Source organism: Nocardia heshunensis (genome assembly GCF_054782115.1).
Window position 1 is genome coordinate 416793 of the sequence record NZ_BAAGTC010000004.1, and the last position, 20242, is coordinate 437034.

Here is a 20242-nt window from a genome sequence, read left to right on the forward strand (position 1 = left end):
TGAGAACACGCACGGCCCCTTTCCCCGCGGTTTACGCGGTCGCGCTCAGCGCCCGCCCGTCGTAGGCCGGTTCCGCCACCGGCTCGATGGCGTAGGCCAGGATCTCGGCCACGTCGGCGACGGGGCGGACATCCAGGGCGGCCAGCACCTCGGCCGGGACCTCGTCCAGATCCGGCTCGTTGCGGGCCGGGATGAACACGGTCTTCAGGCCGTTGCGCTGGGCGGCGAGCAGCTTCTGCTTCACGCCGCCGATCGGCAGGACGCGTCCGTTCAGCGTGACCTCACCGGTCATGCCGACATCGGCGCGGACCTGGCGACCCAGGGCCAGCGACACCAGGGCGGTGACCATGGTGACGCCCGCGGACGGTCCGTCCTTGGGCACCGCGCCCGCCGGGAAGTGGATGTGGATATTGCGATCCAGCACGCTCGGCTCGATGCCGATCTCTTCCAGGTGGGAGCGGACGTAGGTCAGGGCGATCTGCGCGGACTCCTTCATGACGTCGCCCAGCTGACCGGTGAGGGTCAGGGAACGATCGCCGTCGGCGGAGTTGGCCTCGATGTAGAGGACATCACCGCCCGCGCCGGTCACGGCCAGACCTGTCGCGACACCGGGGACCGCGGTGCGTTCCACCCCGTCCGGGGTGAAGCGCGGACGACCCAGGTAGTCCTTCAGGTCACCCAGTCCGATCACCAGTTTGCCGGTGGCCGCAGGGGTTTCGGCCTCGTAGCCCAGATTCTTGTCGTAGCCCAGACCCTCCGGCACGAATTCGCCGTTGCTGATCACGCTTTCGGTCTCGGCGATGTCCGCCGACTCCGACAGCTTCGTCGCCGCCTTGCGCAGCGCCTTGGCGATCAGCCGCTCCATCTGCCGCACGCCGGCTTCCCGGGTGTAGTTCGCGGCGACTTCGCGCAGCGCCTCGTCCGTGATCGAGACCTCCTCGGCCGTAAGAGCATTGCGCTCCAACTGCCGCGGGATCAGGAAGTCGCGGGCGATGGCGACCTTGTCGGCCTCGGTGTAGCCGTCCACGCTGATCAGTTCCATGCGGTCCAGCAGCGGGCCGGGGATCGTCTCGAGGACGTTCGCGGTCGCGATGAACAGCACGTCGGACAGGTCCAGATCCAGGTCCAGGTAGTGGTCGCGGAACGTGTGGTTCTGCGCCGGGTCCAGCACCTCCAGCAGGGCCGCCGCGGGATCGCCGCGGAAGTCGCTGCCGACCTTGTCGATCTCGTCCAGCAGGACAACGGGATTCATCGATCCCGCTTCTTTCATGGCGCGCACGATGCGGCCGGGCAGCGCGCCCACGTAGGTGCGCCGGTGACCGCGGATCTCGGCCTCGTCGCGCACGCCGCCCAGGGCGACGCGAACGAACTTGCGGCCCAGGGCCCGTGCGACCGACTCACCCAGCGAGGTCTTGCCGACACCGGGCGGACCGACCAGCACCAGCACCGCGCCGGAACCGCGTCCGCCGACGACCTCCAGGCCGCGGGCGGCCCGGCGGGAACGCACGGCCAGGTACTCGACCATGCGGTCCTTGACCTCGTCCAGGCCGTGGTGATCCGCGTCCAGCTGGGCGCGGGCGGCCGAAACATCGGTGGAGTCAGTGGTTTTCACATTCCACGGCAGTTCCAGGACGGTGTCGAGCCAGGTGCGGATCCAGCCCGTCTCCGGGCTCTGATCGCTGGAACGCTCCAGGCGACCGACCTCGCGCAGCGCGGCTTCCTTGATGTCCGAAGGCAGGTCGGCGTTCTCGACGCGGGTGCGGTAGTCCTCTGCGCCGTCCGGCTCGTCCTCGCCCAGCTCCTTGCGAATCGCATTGAGCTGCTGGCGCAACAGGAACTCGCGCTGGGTCTTCTCCAAGCCCTCGCGCACGTCCTCGCTGATCTTCTCGCTGACCTCGGTCTCGGCGATGTGCTGGGTGGTCCACTCGATCAGCTTGGTCAGTCGCGCGAAAGGATCCGGGGTGTCCAGGATTTCGCGCTTCTGCTCATTGCTGAGGTAGGAGGCCCAGCCGGCGGCGTCGGCCAGGGTGGACGGATCGTTCATCTGATTGACCGCGTCGATGACCTGCCACGCCTCACGGCGCTGCAGGACCGACACGACCAGCTTCTTGTATTCGGCCGCAAGCTCTTTGGTGCGTCCGTCGGCGGCCGGGATCTCGACCGGTTCGGCCTCGACCCACAGGGCCGCTCCCGGTCCGGTCACGCCGTGGCCGATCTTGGCCCGGCTCTCCGCCTTCAAGACCGCGGCGGGCGCGCCGCCGCGCATGCGGCCGACCTGTTCGATGGTCGCCACCACGCCGTAGGTGGCGTAGCCCTCATCGAGGCGAGGCGCGACCAACACCTGGTTGACCTTGCCCGCGCGGGCGGCATCGATGGCGGCCTGCGACGACTCGTCCAGCTCGATCGGCACGACCATGCCCGGGAGCACGATCGGATCGGTCAGGAACAGGACCGGCAGGTTCTGAGGTGTAGTCACGTCTTCGACCCCTTCCAAGGTTGAGCGTTACCTTGTCAACCTCGGGGGTATACCGATTGTTCCGGCCCGTTGTTCGCCGGGGGCGAACGATCGCTGAGCGGCGCCGTGAGCCCTATTTGTTCGGTGGCACGAACGTTTGATTGATGGTGGTGAAGTATTGGATGGCGGCGGCGATCGCGATCGGCGCGGTCACCAGTAGCTGGCCGGCGACCGTGCCCACCGCACCGAATGCGGCGATGCCGCCGAGGCAGCCGGCCAATCCGGCGGGGAGGAACGGCCCGAAGAGTCCGACGACGGTGGCTGCCGCGACCGTCGCGCCGGCGATAGCGCCCAGGGCGCAGCCGATTCCGGCGCCGCCGAGGGTGCCGAGCAGGGTGCCGGCGACGGCGCCGACACTGATCGTGCTGACCAGCCGATTCCAGGCGGCCGCCTCGCGATCGTAGGGACTTTTCCAGTCCGCTGAATCGTCGAAAGGCAGTGCGACAGGTCGGTAGACAGCGTGCCGCAGATCGAGCCGTGGCGTCAGAACAGCAGTGTGATCGTCGATCTGCGCGTCAATGGGGAAAACGAAATCGTTTACGCGGAAGGATAATTCGGTACCGGCGAGGGCTGTGCCGTCGGCCGCTCTGATCTCGAATACGTTGTTGTCGATCGTAAGGGAACCGGTATCGGTGGTGATGATCGCCGACGATTCGGTGGTGCGTGCGGCGTAGGCGACGCCTTCCGTTCCGGGCGGCGGCGTGGCGGCCGCGGCCCCCGCATCGAGACTTGTCACGGTGATCGCGAATGCGGTGATCAGGGCAAACTTCTTGATGTTCATCAGGTTTCCTCAACACGGATGTCAGGCGACTTTGGGCGTGGCACGCATGCTCACGTACACGCAAGGCGTGCCGTCGGCCGTGACGGCGAAGACGACGGGGGTGTAGTCCTCGCCGTCGGGACCGCCGGTGGCGGCGAATACGGTCTGCGAGACGGGAGTCAGAGTCGTCTCGAATGCCGGGGCCAGGTCTTTCATGCCGTCGATGAACTCGTATCGAATGCGCGCTCGGCCGGCGTTGTCGCCGACGGTGATCTGCACGCCTTCGCGTTTGTAGGCACCGACGAGGGCAGTCATATCGACCTCGGGCGGATCGGCGGGCGGAGCGAACGGTGCGGGCATGCGTACCCCGGCAAGCTCTGCGAGCAATTCGCCGACCAGATCCGAGTACAGCCGGGTGAATTCGCCGCCGTTGACGAGCAGGGCGATCGCCACTCCCGCGGCGGGGACGACCCGCAGGTAGGAGTGCTGGGTGACCGCACTGCCGTCGTGGCCGAAACCGGTGATCCCGTCCCAGTCGTAGAGCGCCCAGCCCAGACCCCAGCCATCGGCGGACATGGTCCACTTGTCCGGGGTGTCGACCTGGCGCCGCTGCATCGTCGCCACTGCCTCGGCCGAGAGCAGGCGGGTGCCGTCGGGGGCGATGCCGCCGTCGAGGTGCATCCGGGCCAAACGCACGACATCGGCCGCGGAGATGATGACCCTCCCGTACGGCCCGGCCGATCGCGGCATCAGGTCCCACTCCGACGCGGGTACCGGATTCGGACCGGTCGTGTGCCCCATTGCCACGCGGAAGCGAAGGGCCTGCTCCGGCAACGTCATCGAGCGTCGCAGGCCCAGCGGTGTGAAGATCATGTCGGTGAGCGCGCGGTCCCAGGTCGTGCCGGTAACCACCTCGATGATGCGGCCGAGTACGACATAACCGAGACTGCCGTAGGAATACGCGGTGCCGGGCGGCAGATCCAACGGCACCGAGCGTGCGGCTTCCACGTATTTGGCCAGGCAGTCGTCACCGCGGCCGGAGTCGTAGTTGAAGTCATTGGTGACTCCGCCTGTGTGACTGAGTAATTGGCGGATGGTGATCCGCTGCGTGGCTCGAGCGTCGGGTGTCGCGAACTCCGGAAGAACGCTCACCACCGGCGCGTCCAGGTCCAGCTTTCCGGCATCGGCGAGCTGCATGACGAGAGTGGCCGTGTAGACCTTCGCGGTCGAGCCGGACAGGAACACCGAGTCGGTCGTGACGGCCACACCTGTCGCGGAATTCAGTACACCGCTGGCCAATTCATGGATCGTGCCATCGGTCAGTACCGCCAGCGAAGCGCCCGGAATGTGGTGGTCCGCGCACAGTTCGTCGAGGCGGTCCTGCCATACGGCGATATCGAAGCTCATCGGGCTTCTCCTTATCCATCAGGTGTCCGCCTGTATGCGGCGGTCTGCGCCCGAATATGGGCATGGGGCATCGCGGGCACCCATCAGGTGTCCGTGAACCAGTGATCAGGGAAGTGGGATCAAGTGGTCGGCAGAGTGCCCGCGGCGCGTAGTTCGTCTCGGCGAACCTGCCATTCGGCAGCGATCGCGGGCATGCGCTCGGTGATGAAGTCGGCGAAGGCCGCCGCCTCTGCCAGGCGGGCCCGGCGCGGGCCGGGCGAATCGTGCAGCAGGTCGAGTCCGCGCTGAACGATCGCGGCCAGCATGCGGTATTCCTCGCTCTTGTCCAGCAGCCGCAACCAGATCCCGGGGTCGAGGTTGATCCGATCCACTCGTTCCCCGGCGGTGCGCGTCCGTTGCACCCACGACCACTCTTCGAGCTGAGTGACCGCGGCGGCCACCGCGCTGCGGCTGACCCGCAGCGCCTCGCTCATCTCGGCGATGCTCTGCTGCGCCGGATCGCAGATCAGCAGCCATCCGATCACGCGGCCGGTCATCGGCGGCAGACCGTTCTGACGTGCGAAGTGCCGTCCGATCCCATCGACGAAATTGAGCTCATCAGCAAGCGGCATACCAAGACCGTAGCACCACAATTCCTGAAATGACAGGAATTTCTGTCATTTCAGGAATTGTATGGTCACCGCGGCAGCGCAGCGACGGCGTCGACGGTCACCGATGCCTGCCCGACCTGCCGATTTACAGCCTGATCTCTTCGAGTGGGGTTTGCGCGGTCGGGTCCTGAGAGCCTTCGAGCTCCGGGTTTGTGGCGGGTGCGCGGTCAGCGGTGTGCGGCTTCAAGGAAGCCAACACCATGCCGATGACGCCGACGCCGAGCCCTGCAATGGTCAAGGCGTGCAACGGTTGTCCGATGAACAGCCAGGCGAGGATCGCGGTGGTGGCGGGGGTTGCGAAGAAGAGTTTGCCGACTCGGGTGGCGTCCCAGCGTCGCAGCATGGCGTTGAACAGCAGGAAGACGCCGATGGAGTTGATGACGATCATCCAGGCCAGGGAGATCGCGAAGCGGCCGGGGTCGCTGATGTGGACGTTGCCACTGATCAACACCAGCAGGCCCGCGAAGGGCGCGCTGACCAACTGATGGACGGCGGTGGCGGCCCGGCTGTCCACGGTGGGACTGAACTTCTTCTGATAGACGGTGCCCAGGCTGAGACCGAGCAGACCGACGACACACAACACCAGCCCGAGCCACGAGAAATGGGACTGCCCACCGACGGCGAGCGCGATGCCGATGCCGCCGATGCCGAACCCGATCCACTGCCGCACGCTGATGTGCTCACCCAGGACCCGCGAAAACAGCGCGATGACAACCGGATTCAGCCCCTGCACCAGGGAGATCACCGCGGCCGAGACGTGTTCACCCATGGCCGAGTAGAAGGCCGCGAACTGCACGATCTGCATGAGCAGACCGGCGACCATGACGTGCCGCAATTCACGGCCACGCGGCCAGACCGCATGCACCGCAAGGCCGTACAGCAACAACAGCGGCCCCGCGATGGCATACCGCCCCAGCAACACCACCATCGGCGGAGCCGCGCCCACCCCGATGATCCCCGCGATGAACGCACTACTCCACATCAGAACGAAGGCTGGCTGTGCAATCCCATCGGCGATCCGGCTTCTCATCTGCTGAACGTATGCGTGATGGAAGTGCGCGCAGGGGGGCATAACGCGCCGCAACCCGGACTCGACATGCCTGCTCCCGAGGTGGCGGCGAGAGTGGCGGCGAATGCACTGTTTTCGTCGCGAATCAGCGCACCGGGGCAGGGACGCCGCTCCTAGCGTCGGTGTGATGTCACGCAGTTATGAGCTCAGGGTTTACACCCTCGCCACCGCCGAGGCGCTCGACACGTATCGGCGGATCCACTACCCCCGGCACCTGATCAGCTTTCTCGCCTACGGCATAGGCGCACACGGGATCTGGACGAATACCGAGGAGGGCCACCGGCTCTACGCGCTGCTGTCCTTCGCCGAGGGAGTGGATCCGGCCGAGGTGGCCGAACGCTATCTGAACAGTCCCGAATTGCGGGCCGACATGGCGGGTTTCGACGTATCCGCCATTCTCGGCGTCACCTCCACCCGCTTGACGCCCTCGCCGGGCTCCGCCCTGCTCTGAAGAAGGACCACACCATGCTCAGTTCCATCGGCTACGGCATCACCGGACTCACCGGCGCCCTCCTGCTGTTGATCGGCGCCCGTGCCCAGCTGGTCCCCAAAGCCGCCGCCACTTCCTACGGCATTCCGGAGGTCCCCGGACTCGAGCCCTATATGACGATCAAGGCCGGACGGGATCTGGGCCTCGGCGCGATCACCGTGGCGCTGATGATCACCGCCCCCGCCCATACCCTGGGCTGGTTCATGCTGGCGGGCGCGGTGATTCCGGTCATCGACGGCTTCAATGTGCTGCACAGCGGCGGGCCCAAGGCCACCGCCTTCGGCGTGCACCACGCCACCGCCGCGGTGATGGTGATCGGCGCGGGCCTGCTGCTGGCCGCCTGATCCGGGCCGCGAGGTTCAGAGGGATCGGCGAAAGGCGCTGGGCGACTGGCCGGTCCAGCGGCGGAAGGCTCGGCCCATGGTCTGGTGGTCGCGGTAGCCGAGGCGGCGGGAGATGGCCTGGATCGAGAGGGTCCGGTCATGGAGGAGGGAGACAGCCAGCTCGTGGCGGGCGGTCTCGAGTTCGGCGCGCCAGGTGGTGTCCTGTTCGGTCAGGCGGCGTTGCAGGGTGCGGCCGCTCAGGTTCAGGCGGTCCGCGACCACCTCCAGGCTGACCGTGCCATCGGCGGTGACGCAGAACGACTCACGCAACTCCGACCGGAAGGTCTCCAGCCACGAGGATGCGGGCCGGGCAGTGTCGATCTGCGCCTGCGCGTAGAAGTGCAGGATCTCGCGCAGCTGCGGGTCGTGCGGGTGTGCGCCGCGCGCCGAACCGGCGTTCAGGAAGGTGATCGTGTCCGAGCGCTGATCGAAGTGAATATTGTCGGTTCCCAAGGCCCGCACCAGGTATTCGCGATGCGGCGGCGCGGAGTGGGCGAAATCCACCCGTACCGGCGTCGCCGCCGGCCCGAAGCCTTCCTGGGCTCGCCGCACGGCCACGGCCAGGGCGAACTCCCGATGCACCTGGGCGACAGCGTCCTTGGACGGGGTGTCGACGTAGGTCACCTGGAGTTGATCACCGTCCTCGACGACGCGGAACTCGACGGACGGATCACAGATGGCGGCGCTGAACCGCGCGGCGTCCCGGAAACCGTCCGCCAGCGTGGGCGCGCTGCGAATCAGGTAGTCCCACACGTGCAGTCGCCCGAATTCCGCGGTGGCGGCCGCTCGCACGCCCACTTCGCGGCCACCCGTCCTGACCAGCACCTCCCACAGCCGGTAGAGGTCGGCGGTGGGAATCCGGGTGCGGTCGTAGGGCAGCAGCGATCGATCCAGTCCACCGATGTGGGCCAGTTGCGGTCCCTGCGGCCCGGCGGGCTGCGCGGCATCCAGCACCAGCCGAATCACCAGGGACGACACGGTATTCGCCAGCGCTGACTTCATACCGCGTTCAACACGTCCCGGATGCCGTTGTTCCCGGGCCCGCGACTACCGGTTCGAGCGGCCCGCGCGCGGATGGAACAGGCGATACAGGTTGAAGCTGTAGCCCCAGCCGAAGCTCTTGGGGGTGAGGAATCGGGGGTCGTCCGGATTCCACCAGCGGGAGCGGACCCGCTCGCGGGTGGGGCGTCGCCAGTCGTACGGGATACCGGCCCAGGTGCCCTCGGGAGCGGGGGGTTCCTTGTCGTTTTCGCTGGTCATAGGCTCACAGTAGACGAATCTCGGCGTAGGGGTTGACGGCTTGGGCTAACTGCATTAGCTTTATGGCTATCGCAGTTAGCTTCACTCGCTAGGGAGAGAACGACATGACCGAGTACGTGGACATCGCAGGTGGCCGGATCGCGTACAACGAGGCCGGAACGGGCCCGCTGGTCGTGCTGTCGCACGGCATGGGCATCGACCGGAATGTCAACAAGCACCTGATGCCACTGCTGGTGGCCGCCGGCTACCGGGTGATCAACACCGATATGCGCGGCCACGGCGAGTCGAGCCTGGACTGGGCCTCGGAGACCGGCAAGGCCGCCATCAGCCGCACCGACGTCGCCAACGACCTGCTGGCCGTCATCGAGCAGCTGGGTGGCGAGCCCGCCGTCCTGATCGGGCACTCGCTCTCGGGCGGCTCGGTCACCATCGCCGCGGCGCTGCGGCCGGACCTGGTGCGGGCGGTCGTGGAGATCAACCCCTTCACCCTGACCCAGAAGGTCGACGTCGCAGCCCTTTTCACCAACTCGCGGCACCGCAGCGGCATGATCCCGCTGATGGCCACCATGATGTTGAAGAGCGTCGGCCAGTGGCTGAAGTACCTGAAGGTGGCCATGCCCTCCAACCCGGCCGACCGCGACGAGTACCTGGCCGAGGTGGCCGCCAAGCTGGCCGAGCCGGGCCGGATGGCCGAGTTCATGAAGACCGGCAAGTCGACCCCCGCGGACGCGGAAGCCCAGGTGCCCAACGTGACCCAGCCCGCGCTCATCATCATGGGCGGCGCCGACCCGGACTTCCCGAGCCCCGAGGCCGAGGGTCAGCGCATCGTCGCGGCCCTGCCCGCCGGACTCGGCAGCCTCGCCGTGGTCCCGGGCACCGGCCACTACCCGCAGTTCGAGAAGGCCGACCAGGTGGCAGAGTTGGTGCTGCCCTTCCTGAAGGAAAACCTTGCCTAGGGTGGGCCTGAGCCGAACCGACGTCGTCGCCGCGGGGGCCGCCCTCGCCGACGAGGTCGGTTTCGGCAATCTGGCCCTGGGCACGCTGGCACAGCGGCTGGGGGTGCGAACCCCCTCGCTGTACAAGCACATCGAGAGCCTCGCCGACCTGCAGCATGGCATCGCGGCGCTGGCCATGGCCGAGGTGGACCAGCAGGTCCGCGACGCCATGCACGGCAAATCCGGCAGCGCCGCGCTGGCCGCCTTCGCGAACACCTTCCGCGACTACGTGGTCGAGCATCCGGGGCGCTACTCCGCGACCGTCGGCGCGAAGTTCACCGGGCCGGATGATCCACTGCTGCAGTCGGGTTCGCGGGTGCTGGACTCGATGGCGGCGGTGCTGCACGGCTACGGGATCGGCGCCGACGAGATGGTGCACGCCCAGCGCACGCTGCGCTGCCTGTTCCACGGCTTCGCCACCCTGCAGGCCGCGGACGGCTTCCAGTGGAGCAACGACGCCGAGGACAGCTTCGACTGGATGATCCGCTTCCTGGATCGCGGCCTCACCGAAATCGGCTCGGCCTGAACCGAATTGCGGGACCATGAACCCAACACGGACAACGAGGGTGTTGGGGTGCCATGGAAGAGTACGAGTGCGACGGTGTCCGGATCGCCTACCTACGTCGTGGCGAGAGCGGCCCACCGGTGGTCATGCTGCACCACGCCGGTGCGGCGCATGTGGTGTGGATGCCCCAGATCAACGCGCTGGCAGGGCAATACCGGGTCTACGCGCTCGATCTGCCCGGATTCGGCAGCTCGGCGAAGAACCTGACGAACGACCCGGCGGGTGGTTTCACGCTGGCGCGGTACACCGAGTTGATCCACCGGTTCCTGGTCGAGCACGAGCTCACCGATGTCAGCCTGATCGGGAACTGCCTGGGCGGCGCGATCACCCTGAACACCACCCGGCAGCATCCGGAGCTGATCCGCGCGGCGGTGGCCATGAATCCGCTGACCGAATCCACCGTGCTGCACGGCAGACTCGGCCCGGCCGCCCGCCTCGACCGCGCCGCGCCCGAGGCGGTGATCCACGCCCTCGAGCACTGGCATACGCCGCGCTGGCTGGCCCGGGCGACCGTGCGCTACTGGTTCACCGGACGCCGCGCCTTCCGCGAATCCCCGTACACCGGCGCACTGTCGGCGGGCTATCCCGCCAAATCGCTGCTGCGCATCATCCAGGACCTGTCTTCCTTTGCCGCACTGGATGATTGGCCCGATCGCGACGGGCTTCCGCCGATCTGCACGATCTGGGGGAGTCGCAACCGCGTGCTGTCGGCGACCGCGGGCCGTGCCCTCAACGACCGCCTGCAACCGGATCGCGCCGAATACATCGACGACGGCGGCCACGTCCCGATGCTCGAGCAGGCCGCGCAGGTCACCACCATCCTCACCGAATTCCTCAGCGCGGCCCGGGTCGGCAAGACCGACCACGCGCGCTGAACACGCGCCTACGATGGCGGCCGGGGAGGGCCGTTGAACCGGAACGAGGAACGTATGAGCACCATGCTGGCCGCACGACTACACCTGGGACCGCGCTCGGAGTCGCCGCGCTCGCGGCGGCTGGAGTTGGACGAGGTGCCGATTCCGGAACCCGGACCGGATCATGTGCTGGTCAAGGTGGAAGCGGCGGGTGTGTGCCTGTCGGATGTGCATCTCATCGACGGGACGCTGACGCCGATGTTCCTGCCGGGCGACGTGGTGACGCTCGGGCACGAGGTCGCGGGCACCGTGCACGCGCTCGGGCCGGGCGTGACCACCGCGAAGGTGGGCGATCGGGTGGTGTTGCAGGCGGGCGAACTTCGCGGCGCGGCCACCTTCACCCGGGGTGTTGACTACGACGGTGGCTGGGCCGAGTACACGCTGGCACGGGTGGACACGCTGGTGCCGCTGCCGGACGAGCTGCCGTTCGAGCAGGCCTGCTTCATTCCGGACGCGGTGTCCACGCCCTGGGCCGCCATCACCGCCACCGCCGAGGTGAAAGCCGGTGAGGCCGTGGGCGTCTGGGGCGTCGGCGGCCTCGGTGCGCACGGCGTGCAGTTGCTGCGCCTGGTCGGTGCCGCCCCGATCATCGCGGTGGATCCACTGCCCGCCGCGCGGGAACGGGCGCTGGAGTTCGGCGCGGACCTGGCGCTGGATCCGGCCGATCCGGACCTGCGGCGCAAGGTGTTCGCGGCGACCGGGACCGGACTCAATGCCGCCTTCGACTTCGCGGGCGTGGCCCCGGTGCGCGAGCAGGCCGTCGTCTGCCTCGCGCCGCAGGGCCGTCTGGTGCTGGTCGGGCTCACCGACAAGCCGATCACCATTACCGGCGGGACCACGTTCAGCTTCTTCCAGCAGCAGGTGCGTGGGCACTACGGCTCGGCCCCCGAGGACGTCAGCAAGCTGGTGAAACTGCAAGGGCTGCAACGGGTCGACTTCTCCCGCTCGGTCAGCGCGGTGGTGCCGCTGGCCGATGCCGCCAAGGCCGTGCACGCCCTGGAGGCCAAGGAAGGCAACCCGATCCGGATTATTCTGAAGCCCTAGGCCAGTCGACGCTGGAACGCGTTGGTGGACTGACCGTTCGAGAGATCGACGGTGTAGACCCCCAGGTCCGCGGACGTGGGGGTCAGGTCCAACACCATGAAGCCCAGATCCGAATAGTTCTCGTAGAGCGCGGTATTCGGGGTGTGCCGCCCGGAAGCGTGCGGTTCGTCGTGCACCGATTTCGCTGCCGCGCCGGAGATGATCTGCCGGGTGCCCTTGGAGGCGGTGTCGGGCTCCAGCACCTGCAGCGAATGGTCGTGCCCCGAGAGCAGGAACTGGCAGCGGCCCAACACGTGCGCCTCGAAGAAGTCCTTCACATAGCGCCCGTCGATCGGCTCGATGCTCAATCCCTCGTATTCCCCGGCATTCCCGTGCGGCCCGTTGTTCAGGTACGGGTGATGGGTGCAGGCGATCTTCCACTTCGCGGGCGACTCGTCGATGGCGCGGTCCAGCCACGCCGCCTGCTCGGTCATGAACTGGCCGTCCGCGGCCCAGTACGGCTGGAACAGCGGCGGCAGGTAGGCGGCGATGGGATTGAGGTCCAGCACGAAGAATTCGACGACCGGCTGCTCCTGCGGAATCCGCACCGAGTAATAGCGCGACGGCATGAACCAGCGCCGCGAACGGGCGTGATAGGCCACCTCGTGGTCGCCGCGCAGCAGCCAGCCGCCGTCGCCGGGCAGGATCGAGGAATTGTCGTGATTGCCCTGCACCATGAGCCACGGGAAGTCGAGGTCGTGGTTGGGGTCCTCGAACTTGGCCGCGAACTGGGCGTCGTCATCCGACCACGGGCCCTGCTCGTAGACGTTGTCGCCGAGGCCGAGCGCGAAGGAGAAAGGTTGCCGCGCATGCTCGGCGCGCATGGCGTCGGCGACCTGCCACTGCGGGCGCGCACCGGTGCCCGCGTCACCGGTGAGCAGAATGCGCAGCCGGTCGGAATCGGGGAGCGCGAACTTGTCGGCCGGGGCATTGTCGGCCCGGGCGGTCGCTCCCGTGGCAGCGAGCGCGGCCACCCCGGCCGCGGCGGTGCCGGTGAAGAACCCTCGACGATCCAATGACATGCCGAACTCCCACCTTCGCATTATTGGTCGATCGACCAGTATTCCCGACCATGGAACCCGCCGCAGACTACGTCCCGGTCACCGGCCCGTCCGGACCACGACACGGTACGTTCTTGGGAGTCCGAATTTCTCACCATCAGCTCGGCCGTAGGGGGACGCTGCTATGACGACACTGGCCTCGGGCCTGTTCCTGGATTGGGAACGACTGACCGGCCAGACCGAACTCGTCGTGGATCTGATCAGCTTTCCCATCTTCAGCGCCATCGCCGGCTGGCTCACCAACTGGACCGGCGTGCTGATGTTGTTCTGGCCGGTCTATTTCAAGGGCTACCGCATCCCCGGCCTGGAGTACCTCTACCCCTATTTCCCGCGTCGCGTGCAGGTGCTGCCCACCTTTTCCGGCGACGGCAAACGACTCGGCTTCCAGGGCTTCATTCCCGCGCGCTCGGAGAAGATGGCCAGCATCTGCGTCGACAAGGCGCTGATGCGGATCGGCAGTCCCCGCGACTTCATCCACGAACTCGACCTCGAGGGCATTGCCGACTACATCGCCGAGGTGGGCCGCAAGCAGGTGCCGTCCATGGTCGACGAGATCATGAACCAGGAGAATCCGGACCTGTGGGGCGCGGTGCCCAATGCCGTGCGCAATGTGCTCTACCAGCGCATCGAGCGCGAGTTGCCGACGCTGGCCCGGCGTGCCTTCGATCAGCTCGGTGACAATGTCGACCAGCTCATCGACATCAAGGACTTCGTCATCCGGTATCTGCGGGAGAACCCGGAGATCCTCAAGGACCTGACCACCACCATCGCCGCTCCCGAACTGCGGTTCATGGTGAAGGTCGGCCTGCTGGGCGCGCCCTTCGGCTTGCTGTTGGCCCTGTATATGCAGGTGCACCACCACATTCCGGTGCTGGGCTGGCTGCCGGGCTGGTTCGTCATCCTGTCGGCCACCGCGTTGATCGGCGTCATCGTGAACGTGATCGCGGTCAAGGTGGTGTTCGAGCCGGGCGATCCGCAGCCGCGCTACAAGTACCTGTGGAAGCAGGCGCTGCTGGCCAAGCGGCAGCCCGAGGCCGCGGCCGATCTCTCGCACATCCTGGCCTACCAGGTGCTCACGCTGCCGAACCTGGCCCGCGAACTGCTCGACGGGCCCAATGGCGACAAGACCCGGCAGTTGCTGGAGCGGCTCATCTCCCAGGAGATCCACCGTCAGCTCGGGCCCACCCATTCGGTGGTGCGCAGCGTCTTCGGCAAGCGCCAGTTCGACAATCTCAAGATCGGCGCGACCACGGCCGCGGTGAGCCTGGCCCCGAGCCTGGCCGACGATCCGGAATTCGCGGCGGCCCAGGCCAAGAAGATCGACGAGTTCGCGGCCCGCAAGCTGCAGCAGCTCACGCCCGGCGAATTCATGGAGATGTTCTACGCCTCGATCGAGCAGGACGCGTGGCTGCTGTATCTGCACGGTGCGGCGCTGGGCCTGGTGGTCGGGGCCGTGCATCTGATTCTTTTCGGCTGGTAGCAGCCACTTTTCGGCGAGCAACCGGGACCGCCGGAAAACCAAGCACGCGTGCTTGCATTTTTCCGGACCGGCTGCGATGCTGGCCGGGTGGCCGATCTCGAGGCATTGCTCGCCGACTTCACCGCCGAATGCGCCGATCTCGATCGGCTGATCGCGGACCTCGACCCCGCCGACTGGCAGCGGGACACCCCCGCCGCCGGGTGGACCATCGCCCATCAGATCGCCCATCTGAACTGGACCGATCAGGTCTCCGTCATCGCCGCCACCGACGCGGTCCGGTTCGACGCATTGGTCCAGGAAGCTCTGCCCAAGGTCCTCACCTTCGTGGACGAGGCTGCCGAGGCGGGCGCGAAAACGCCTGCGCCGCAACTGCTCGCCGACTGGCGACGTGACCGCGCCGCCCTGGTCGAGGCGCTGCGCACGGTCCCGGCGGGCACCAAACTGCCGTGGTTCGGGCCGCCCATGAGCCCGGCCTCGATGGTGACCGCCCGCATGATGGAGACCTGGGCGCACGGGCAGGACGTGGCCGACTGCCTGGGCGTCACCCGCGAACCCACCGCCCGCCTGCGGCACATCGCGCACATCGGCGTGCGGACCCGCAACTTCGCGTATATGACGCACGGCAAGACCGCGCCGGGCGAGGAATTCCGGGTGGAACTGACCGCACCGGACGGAAGCGTGTGGACCTGGGGACCCGAGGATGCCGCGCAGCGCGTCACCGGTCCGGCCCTGGACTTCTGCCAGCTGGTGACCCAGCGACGGCACTTCGACGATCTGGCGCTCGTGGTGACCGGGGACGACGCTCGCGAATGGCTGGGCCTGGCCCAGGCGTTCGCCGGTCCGCCCGGAAGCGGCCGAACGGCGGGTCAGTTCGCCTGACCCGCCGCTTTATCCCGGCCTCCGACCAGAATCCCCAATTCCCACAGGGCTTTTCGGGCGCGACGAGCGCCAGCCTGGGTGCGCCGTGCCTGGTGCCGACCGGACGCCGTTGGCCGGAGGTCTCTTCGATGGCAGTCGAGTTGGCGCTCGCCGCTATCAGGTTTTTACCCAGGCTTTCGACGGGGAAAACCTGATGATGTCCAACCTTTCCATCTTGTGATACTGGTCATATCGGTGGCCGGTGTTACCTGAGGTCACCGTAACCTGGACGCGCGTACGACTTTCAATGGTGCGGGTCGCTGCGTCGTTCAGACGCAGGGGGACCAGGGGAGAGGGAAAGGACGCACCAGTCATGTCGCATGAAATCGCCGCGCAGGTGGCCGGGTCGACCCGTCGCGCCGCCCAGGTGTTCCGCTACAGCGCCATCGTCACCGCGAGCATGGCCAGCATCGGGCTGACCGTCGCCGCCGGGTCCTATATCGCCAACGAGATGGCGCACGAGCCCGGACGGCTCGCCGCACCGCCGTCCGAACACCCGGCCCTCATCGAACTCGGCGGCGGATCCGATCAGCCGAACGCGCAGTCCGCCGGGCCGCTGTCGGACAAGGTCGGACTCACCTCGCTGTTCACCACCAGCCCGATGGAATCGGTCCCGACCCGGTCGATTCCGGTCCGGATCCCCGGCACCGGGGCCGCCACCGCGGCCGACGCACCCCACCCGCTCATCGGTCAGGTCCGGCTCGGAACCACCTATCTGGGCGCGCAAGTGGCTGCGGCGCAGCACAATTCGATCACGCTCACCGTCGATACCAATCTCTTCGCCACCTTCGCCGACGCGCTGTTGCGCAGCCCGCTGGGCGAACAGCTGGGCATCACCGGCGATCCGACGGCCAATACCCAGCTGCGGACCGATGTGGACAGCCACGGTGATGTGACGCTGACGCTGTCGGATCCGTCGCTGGGGCGCTTCGGGGTGCAGATCGCCCGGCACCCCGTCCCGGCGACCGCCACGCCTGCCGAATCCGCTACCCCTGCCGAATCCGCCACGCCGGTGCCGGATTCGGTCACGCCGACGCACGGGGAAGACTCGCGCCTCACCGCTGTGTGAGACTTCGGGGTGTGTACGACTTCTGCGTGATCGGCGGCGGCATCGTCGGGGTGGCCACCGCGCACCGCATTCTCGAACGCCATCCGGGGGCGAGCCTGTTGCTGGTGGAGAAGGCCGGGCAACTCGGCCTGCACCAGACCGGGCACAACAGCGGGGTCATCCATTCGGGCATCTACTACGAGCCCGGCAGTTTGAAGGCACGGCTGTGCGTGCGGGGCGCGCGGCTCACCAAGGAATTCGCTACCGCGCACGGGATTCCGTTCGAGGAGTGCGGAAAGCTGCTGGTGGCCACCGACGCCGCCGAGCACGCGCGCATGCTCGCGCTCTACGAGCGGTCGGTCACCAATGGCGTCGCGGTGGACTTGCTCGACGCCGCCGAGCTGCGCCGGCGCGAGCCGCGGATCACCGGTGTCGGGGCGCTGTTCGTGGCGAGCACCGGCATCATCGACTACGGCCGGGTCACCCGGGCACTGGCGGAGCAGGTCCGCGCGGGCGGGGGCGAGATCGCGCTCGGCACCGAGATCACGGCCATCACCGAAACAGACTCAGCGGTAACCATTTCCGGACCGGCCGGGAGTTGGCAGGCCCGGCGGCTGGTGGTGTGCGCCGGGCTGCAGGCCGATCGAATGGCGCGGCTGGCGGGCCTGGACATCACGCTGCGCATCGTGCCGTTCCGGGGCGAGTACTACCAATTGCCGCCGGCCCGCAAAGGTCTGGTGAACACACTCATCTATCCGATTCCGGATCCCGAATTGCCGTTCCTGGGCGTGCATTTGAGCCCCACCATCGACGGCGAGCTGACCGTCGGACCGAACGCGGTGCTGGGGCTGGCGCGCGAGGGCTACCGCAAGGGCAGCGTGAATCTGCGCGATGCCCGGGAGATCCTGGGCTATCCGGGTTTTCACCGGGTAGCCGCCGCCAACGTCCGGACCGGGTTGCGGGAAATGCGCAATTCGCTGTTCAAGCGCGGCTATCTGGCCGAGTGCCGCCGCTACTGCCCGGAGCTGACCGCGGCCGATCTGCAACCCCGCGAGGCCGGGATCCGGGCGCAGGCCGTGCTGCGCGACGGCACCCTCGCCCACGATTTCCTGCTGGAACGCACCCCGCGCTCGGTGCACGTGCTCAACGCGCCTTCCCCCGCGGCGACCTCCGCGCTGCCCATCGCCGAGTACATCGTCGACCGCTTGACCGACGCTGAGTCCACCGATTGAGCGACCGCTTTTGAGCGACTCCCTGCAATAAATAGGATTGCTGTAGTACTTTTGGTGGCAGCCGTGGGACAGGGAGCAGCCTATGGGCCATTTCAAGTACGCGAGTGACGTCGGTGCGCCGGTGGAGGTCGCGTTCACGTACACGGACAACCATCAGTTCGTGCCCGACTGGGCCTTCGGCGTCGTCGCCTTCGAGCCGATCGGGGATTCCGATCACGGTTCCGGAGCCGTCTTCGCCGCGACCCTGCGGGTCGGCCTGTGGCATCCCACCATCGAGTGTGAGATCTCCGACTACCGCCGCAACGCGGTCATCGAGTACACACTGCGCCGACGCCGGACGGGGAAGCCGACGTCGGCGTGCGCCAACTTCTGTGTCATCACCCTGCGCTTCGATCCGCTCGGCTACGGCCGTGCGGTGCTGACCTCGGAGACCGAGTATTGGGTGCCGCGCGGTCTCACCGGCAAATTGCTCGGCAAGATGGCGGCGGCATTGGTGCAGGCCACGGTCCGACGAACGGAGTCGCAATTGCGTAGGGAGATAGAGGAATTCCACGGCACCGATCTTGTCGGCCGGATCGCGTAGGGTAGGCCGCATGATCATCGTGAGCACCGACGGATCATGCCTGCGTAATCCGGGCGGCGCGATCGGCTGGGCCTGGGTCAATCACGCGGGCGGGTCGGCAAGCGGCGGTGGGCCCTCGGGCACCAACCAGATCGCGGAGCTGCGTGCCCTCCTCGAGGCCATCCGGGCGCATCCCGGCGCTGAGCCCCTGCTCATCGAGAGCGATTCGCTCTACGCCATCAAGTGCGCCTCCGAATGGATCAACGGGTGGCGCAACAACGGGTGGAAGACCTCCACGGGTGCGGCGGTCAAGAATGTCGAGCTGATCCAGCAGATCGATCGGGCCATCGCCACCCGGCCCGGCCCGGTCCGCTTCCGCTGGGTGCGCGGTCACGTGGGCAACTACTTCAACGAGCAGGCCGACGGGCTGGCCGGGCAGGCCGCCCGGCGGGCCGCCGCCTCCGGCGCCACCGAGCCGGAAGAGCCGACGCCCTTAGATCCGGTGACCGAGCCGCTGCCGATCACGGAGCCGAAGACCGAAGAACTGCCCATCACCCGGCCCGCCGAGGCGGAGAAGGTGGGGGCGGAAAAGGTCGCGGCCACCACGCATTCCGCGCCGCAGACCCCACGCGTCCGCGCGGCGGCCACCAAAACGCCTGCGCCCGAGGCACTCACGCTGTTCTGATCCCCGTCATTCCGGCGCGCTTTTGGCCGGAATCCAACGCCTCGTCGTGTGGATCCCGGCCAAAAACATGCCGGGATGACGAGAGGGCCTGTCGCCGGATGATTCCGGAGACAGGCCCTCTCGCGTATGTCTTAGTTGCCCGGCTTGGGGGCCGCGCTGGTGGGCGCGGGCTGAGCGGCCTGGCTCGAGGGAGCCGGAGCCGCCGGAGTGCTCGGGGTGCCGGAGGGCTGGACGCCCTGCTGGTCGTTGCCGCCACCGCCGCCCGGGAAGAGCGGGTTCTCGTCACCGGCGTAGACCGGCTGGAACTTCGAGACCAGCCACTTGCCGTCGTGCTTCTCCAGTTCGACGTAGGTCGGGATGGTGAGCACGATGGGCTTGTTGTGGAAGTCGTTGGTGGAGGTCTGGGTCAGGCTGACCAGCACCGTCGCCTTGTTCGAGTCGCCGGACTCCCAGCCGCAGCGCAGCACGTTCAGCGAGGACTTGGCGTGCGCGCTGGACAGGATGTCCTTCACGTCGCCGGCCATCGGATCGAACATGGTCTTGAACTCGCCGGTGATCAGCGCCTGCACCCGGGGACCGAAGTCGTTCCAGGTGCTCTGGTCGTAGACCGAGACCGCCTTGGCGAAATCGCAGGCGGCCGTGCTGGCCGAATCACGGTCGGCGAGTTCGTTGCTCTTGGTGTGCGACTGCCACCAGAACGCGCCGAGTCCGGCGAGCGAGGCGACCAACAGCACGCCGAGCGCGATCAGTGCCACCATGGGCACGGCGATCTTGCCGCCGAGCGCGGACTTCGGCAGCGCGGCGCGCGGCTTGTCCGCCTCGGGGTCCGCGGCGGCAGTGGCCGATTCGGCTGCCGGTTCGGCCTTTTCGGCGGCGGCCGCAGTCGTGATCACCTCGGTCGCGGCCTCCGGCTCTTCGACCTTCGGCTCCTCGACCTTCGGCTCTTCAGCCTTCGGCTCCGCCTTGGTCAGCTCCGGCTTCTCGGTGGCCTTGTCGACGCTGTCGGTGGCCTGTTCGGCGCTGGCGGCGCTGTCCTGGGCATCGGCCTCGGCGATGGAATCGTCTTCGGTTTTCTTGTCCTGGGCAGCGTCATCCGACATGTATCGATCACTTTCCCGGTGCGCTGCGGACGCACCGTCTAGGTTTCGTCAGCGAGTATGCCTGT

Annotated in this window: 21 protein-coding genes; 12 read left to right on the top strand and 9 right to left on the bottom strand. The window is 67.5% G+C overall.

The window, feature by feature from the left end; genetic code table 11:
• Window positions 1-31: 31 nt before the first annotated feature.
• The 5 genes from lon to ACYVN4_RS14555 all read right to left on the bottom strand — a co-directional run bounded on the left by lon (window position 32) and on the right by ACYVN4_RS14555 (window position 6314).
• Complete coding sequence (lon, locus tag ACYVN4_RS14535; RefSeq protein WP_460722665.1) at window positions 32-2416, bottom strand: endopeptidase La; 2385 nt, start codon at window positions 2414-2416, stop codon at window positions 32-34.
• Window positions 2417-2588: 172 nt separating this feature from the next.
• Window positions 2589-3296: a hypothetical protein gene (locus tag ACYVN4_RS14540; RefSeq protein ID WP_460721248.1), complete on the bottom strand. Its 708-nt coding sequence runs from the start codon at window positions 3294-3296 to the stop codon at window positions 2589-2591.
• A gap of 21 nt (window positions 3297-3317) precedes the next feature.
• Window positions 3318-4682, bottom strand: coding sequence for a serine hydrolase domain-containing protein (locus ACYVN4_RS14545; protein WP_460721249.1), 1365 nt, complete (start codon window positions 4680-4682; stop codon window positions 3318-3320).
• A gap of 119 nt (window positions 4683-4801) precedes the next feature.
• Window positions 4802-5293: a GbsR/MarR family transcriptional regulator gene (locus ACYVN4_RS14550; protein WP_460721251.1), complete on the bottom strand. Its 492-nt coding sequence runs from the start codon at window positions 5291-5293 to the stop codon at window positions 4802-4804.
• A 124-nt stretch (window positions 5294-5417) separates the two neighbouring features.
• The gene (locus tag ACYVN4_RS14555) at window positions 5418-6314 is read right to left on the bottom strand and encodes a DMT family transporter (RefSeq protein WP_460721253.1); all 897 of its coding nucleotides are present in this window, start codon (window positions 6312-6314) and stop codon (window positions 5418-5420) included.
• A 214-nt stretch (window positions 6315-6528) separates the two neighbouring features.
• On the opposite strand from ACYVN4_RS14555, the gene ACYVN4_RS14560 reads away from it, so the two are divergent.
• A complete protein-coding gene (locus tag ACYVN4_RS14560) occupies window positions 6529-6852 on the top strand; it encodes an NIPSNAP family protein (RefSeq protein ID WP_460721255.1) in 324 nt (107 codons plus the stop codon).
• A 14-nt stretch (window positions 6853-6866) separates the two neighbouring features.
• On the top strand, window positions 6867-7235 hold the full coding sequence (locus tag ACYVN4_RS14565) for a DUF4267 domain-containing protein (RefSeq protein WP_460721257.1): 369 nt from the start codon (window positions 6867-6869) through the stop codon (window positions 7233-7235).
• Window positions 7236-7250: 15 nt separating this feature from the next.
• On the opposite strand, the gene ACYVN4_RS14570 is transcribed toward ACYVN4_RS14565, so the two are convergent.
• Both ACYVN4_RS14570 and ACYVN4_RS14575 read right to left on the bottom strand, forming a co-directional pair.
• The gene (locus tag ACYVN4_RS14570) at window positions 7251-8276 is read right to left on the bottom strand and encodes a helix-turn-helix transcriptional regulator (RefSeq protein WP_460721259.1); all 1026 of its coding nucleotides are present in this window, start codon (window positions 8274-8276) and stop codon (window positions 7251-7253) included.
• 45 nt (window positions 8277-8321) lie between these two features.
• Complete coding sequence (locus tag ACYVN4_RS14575) at window positions 8322-8534, bottom strand: DUF5808 domain-containing protein (RefSeq protein WP_460721261.1); 213 nt, start codon at window positions 8532-8534, stop codon at window positions 8322-8324.
• 104 nt (window positions 8535-8638) lie between these two features.
• On the opposite strand from ACYVN4_RS14575, the gene ACYVN4_RS14580 reads away from it, so the two are divergent.
• The 4 genes from ACYVN4_RS14580 to ACYVN4_RS14595 are packed head-to-tail and all read left to right on the top strand — an operon-like array spanning window position 8639 to window position 12052.
• Complete coding sequence (locus tag ACYVN4_RS14580; protein ID WP_460721263.1) at window positions 8639-9490, top strand: alpha/beta fold hydrolase; 852 nt, start codon at window positions 8639-8641, stop codon at window positions 9488-9490.
• A 1-nt stretch (window position 9491) separates the two neighbouring features.
• Complete coding sequence (locus tag ACYVN4_RS14585) at window positions 9492-10055, top strand: TetR/AcrR family transcriptional regulator (RefSeq protein ID WP_379359046.1); 564 nt, start codon at window positions 9492-9494, stop codon at window positions 10053-10055.
• A 53-nt stretch (window positions 10056-10108) separates the two neighbouring features.
• On the top strand, window positions 10109-10969 hold the full coding sequence (locus ACYVN4_RS14590; RefSeq protein ID WP_460721266.1) for an alpha/beta fold hydrolase: 861 nt from the start codon (window positions 10109-10111) through the stop codon (window positions 10967-10969).
• A 54-nt stretch (window positions 10970-11023) separates the two neighbouring features.
• The gene (locus tag ACYVN4_RS14595; protein ID WP_460721268.1) at window positions 11024-12052 is read left to right on the top strand and encodes a zinc-binding dehydrogenase; all 1029 of its coding nucleotides are present in this window, start codon (window positions 11024-11026) and stop codon (window positions 12050-12052) included.
• Here ACYVN4_RS14595 and ACYVN4_RS14600 read toward each other — a convergent pair.
• On the bottom strand, window positions 12049-13113 hold the full coding sequence (locus ACYVN4_RS14600; RefSeq protein ID WP_460721270.1) for a metallophosphoesterase: 1065 nt from the start codon (window positions 13111-13113) through the stop codon (window positions 12049-12051). The two genes, ACYVN4_RS14595 and ACYVN4_RS14600, sit on opposite strands and share 4 nt — an antisense overlap.
• Before the next feature lie 163 nt (window positions 13114-13276).
• Between ACYVN4_RS14600 and ACYVN4_RS14605 the strand changes: the two genes are divergently transcribed.
• The 6 genes from ACYVN4_RS14605 to ACYVN4_RS14630 all read left to right on the top strand — a co-directional run bounded on the left by ACYVN4_RS14605 (window position 13277) and on the right by ACYVN4_RS14630 (window position 19077).
• Entirely contained in the window at window positions 13277-14632 is a 1356-nt protein-coding gene (locus tag ACYVN4_RS14605; protein ID WP_379359053.1) for a DUF445 domain-containing protein, read from the top strand.
• 87 nt (window positions 14633-14719) lie between these two features.
• Window positions 14720-15511 (top strand): TIGR03084 family metal-binding protein, encoded by a 792-nt coding sequence (locus ACYVN4_RS14610; protein ID WP_460721272.1) that lies wholly within the window; start codon window positions 14720-14722, stop codon window positions 15509-15511.
• Between the two features lie 352 nt (window positions 15512-15863).
• The gene (locus ACYVN4_RS14615) at window positions 15864-16619 is read left to right on the top strand and encodes a hypothetical protein (RefSeq protein WP_460721274.1); all 756 of its coding nucleotides are present in this window, start codon (window positions 15864-15866) and stop codon (window positions 16617-16619) included.
• An 11-nt stretch (window positions 16620-16630) separates the two neighbouring features.
• Window positions 16631-17830 (top strand): L-2-hydroxyglutarate oxidase, encoded by a 1200-nt coding sequence (lhgO, locus tag ACYVN4_RS14620; RefSeq protein WP_460721276.1) that lies wholly within the window; start codon window positions 16631-16633, stop codon window positions 17828-17830.
• Between the two features lie 82 nt (window positions 17831-17912).
• Window positions 17913-18413 (top strand): SRPBCC family protein, encoded by a 501-nt coding sequence (locus ACYVN4_RS14625; protein ID WP_460721278.1) that lies wholly within the window; start codon window positions 17913-17915, stop codon window positions 18411-18413.
• Between the two features lie 10 nt (window positions 18414-18423).
• Window positions 18424-19077 (top strand): ribonuclease H family protein, encoded by a 654-nt coding sequence (locus ACYVN4_RS14630; RefSeq protein ID WP_460721280.1) that lies wholly within the window; start codon window positions 18424-18426, stop codon window positions 19075-19077.
• A 131-nt stretch (window positions 19078-19208) separates the two neighbouring features.
• Here the strand turns inward: ACYVN4_RS14630 and ACYVN4_RS14635 are convergent, their stop codons facing one another.
• Complete coding sequence (locus tag ACYVN4_RS14635) at window positions 19209-20177, bottom strand: hypothetical protein (protein WP_460721282.1); 969 nt, start codon at window positions 20175-20177, stop codon at window positions 19209-19211.
• Window positions 20178-20242: the final 65 nt, after the last annotated feature.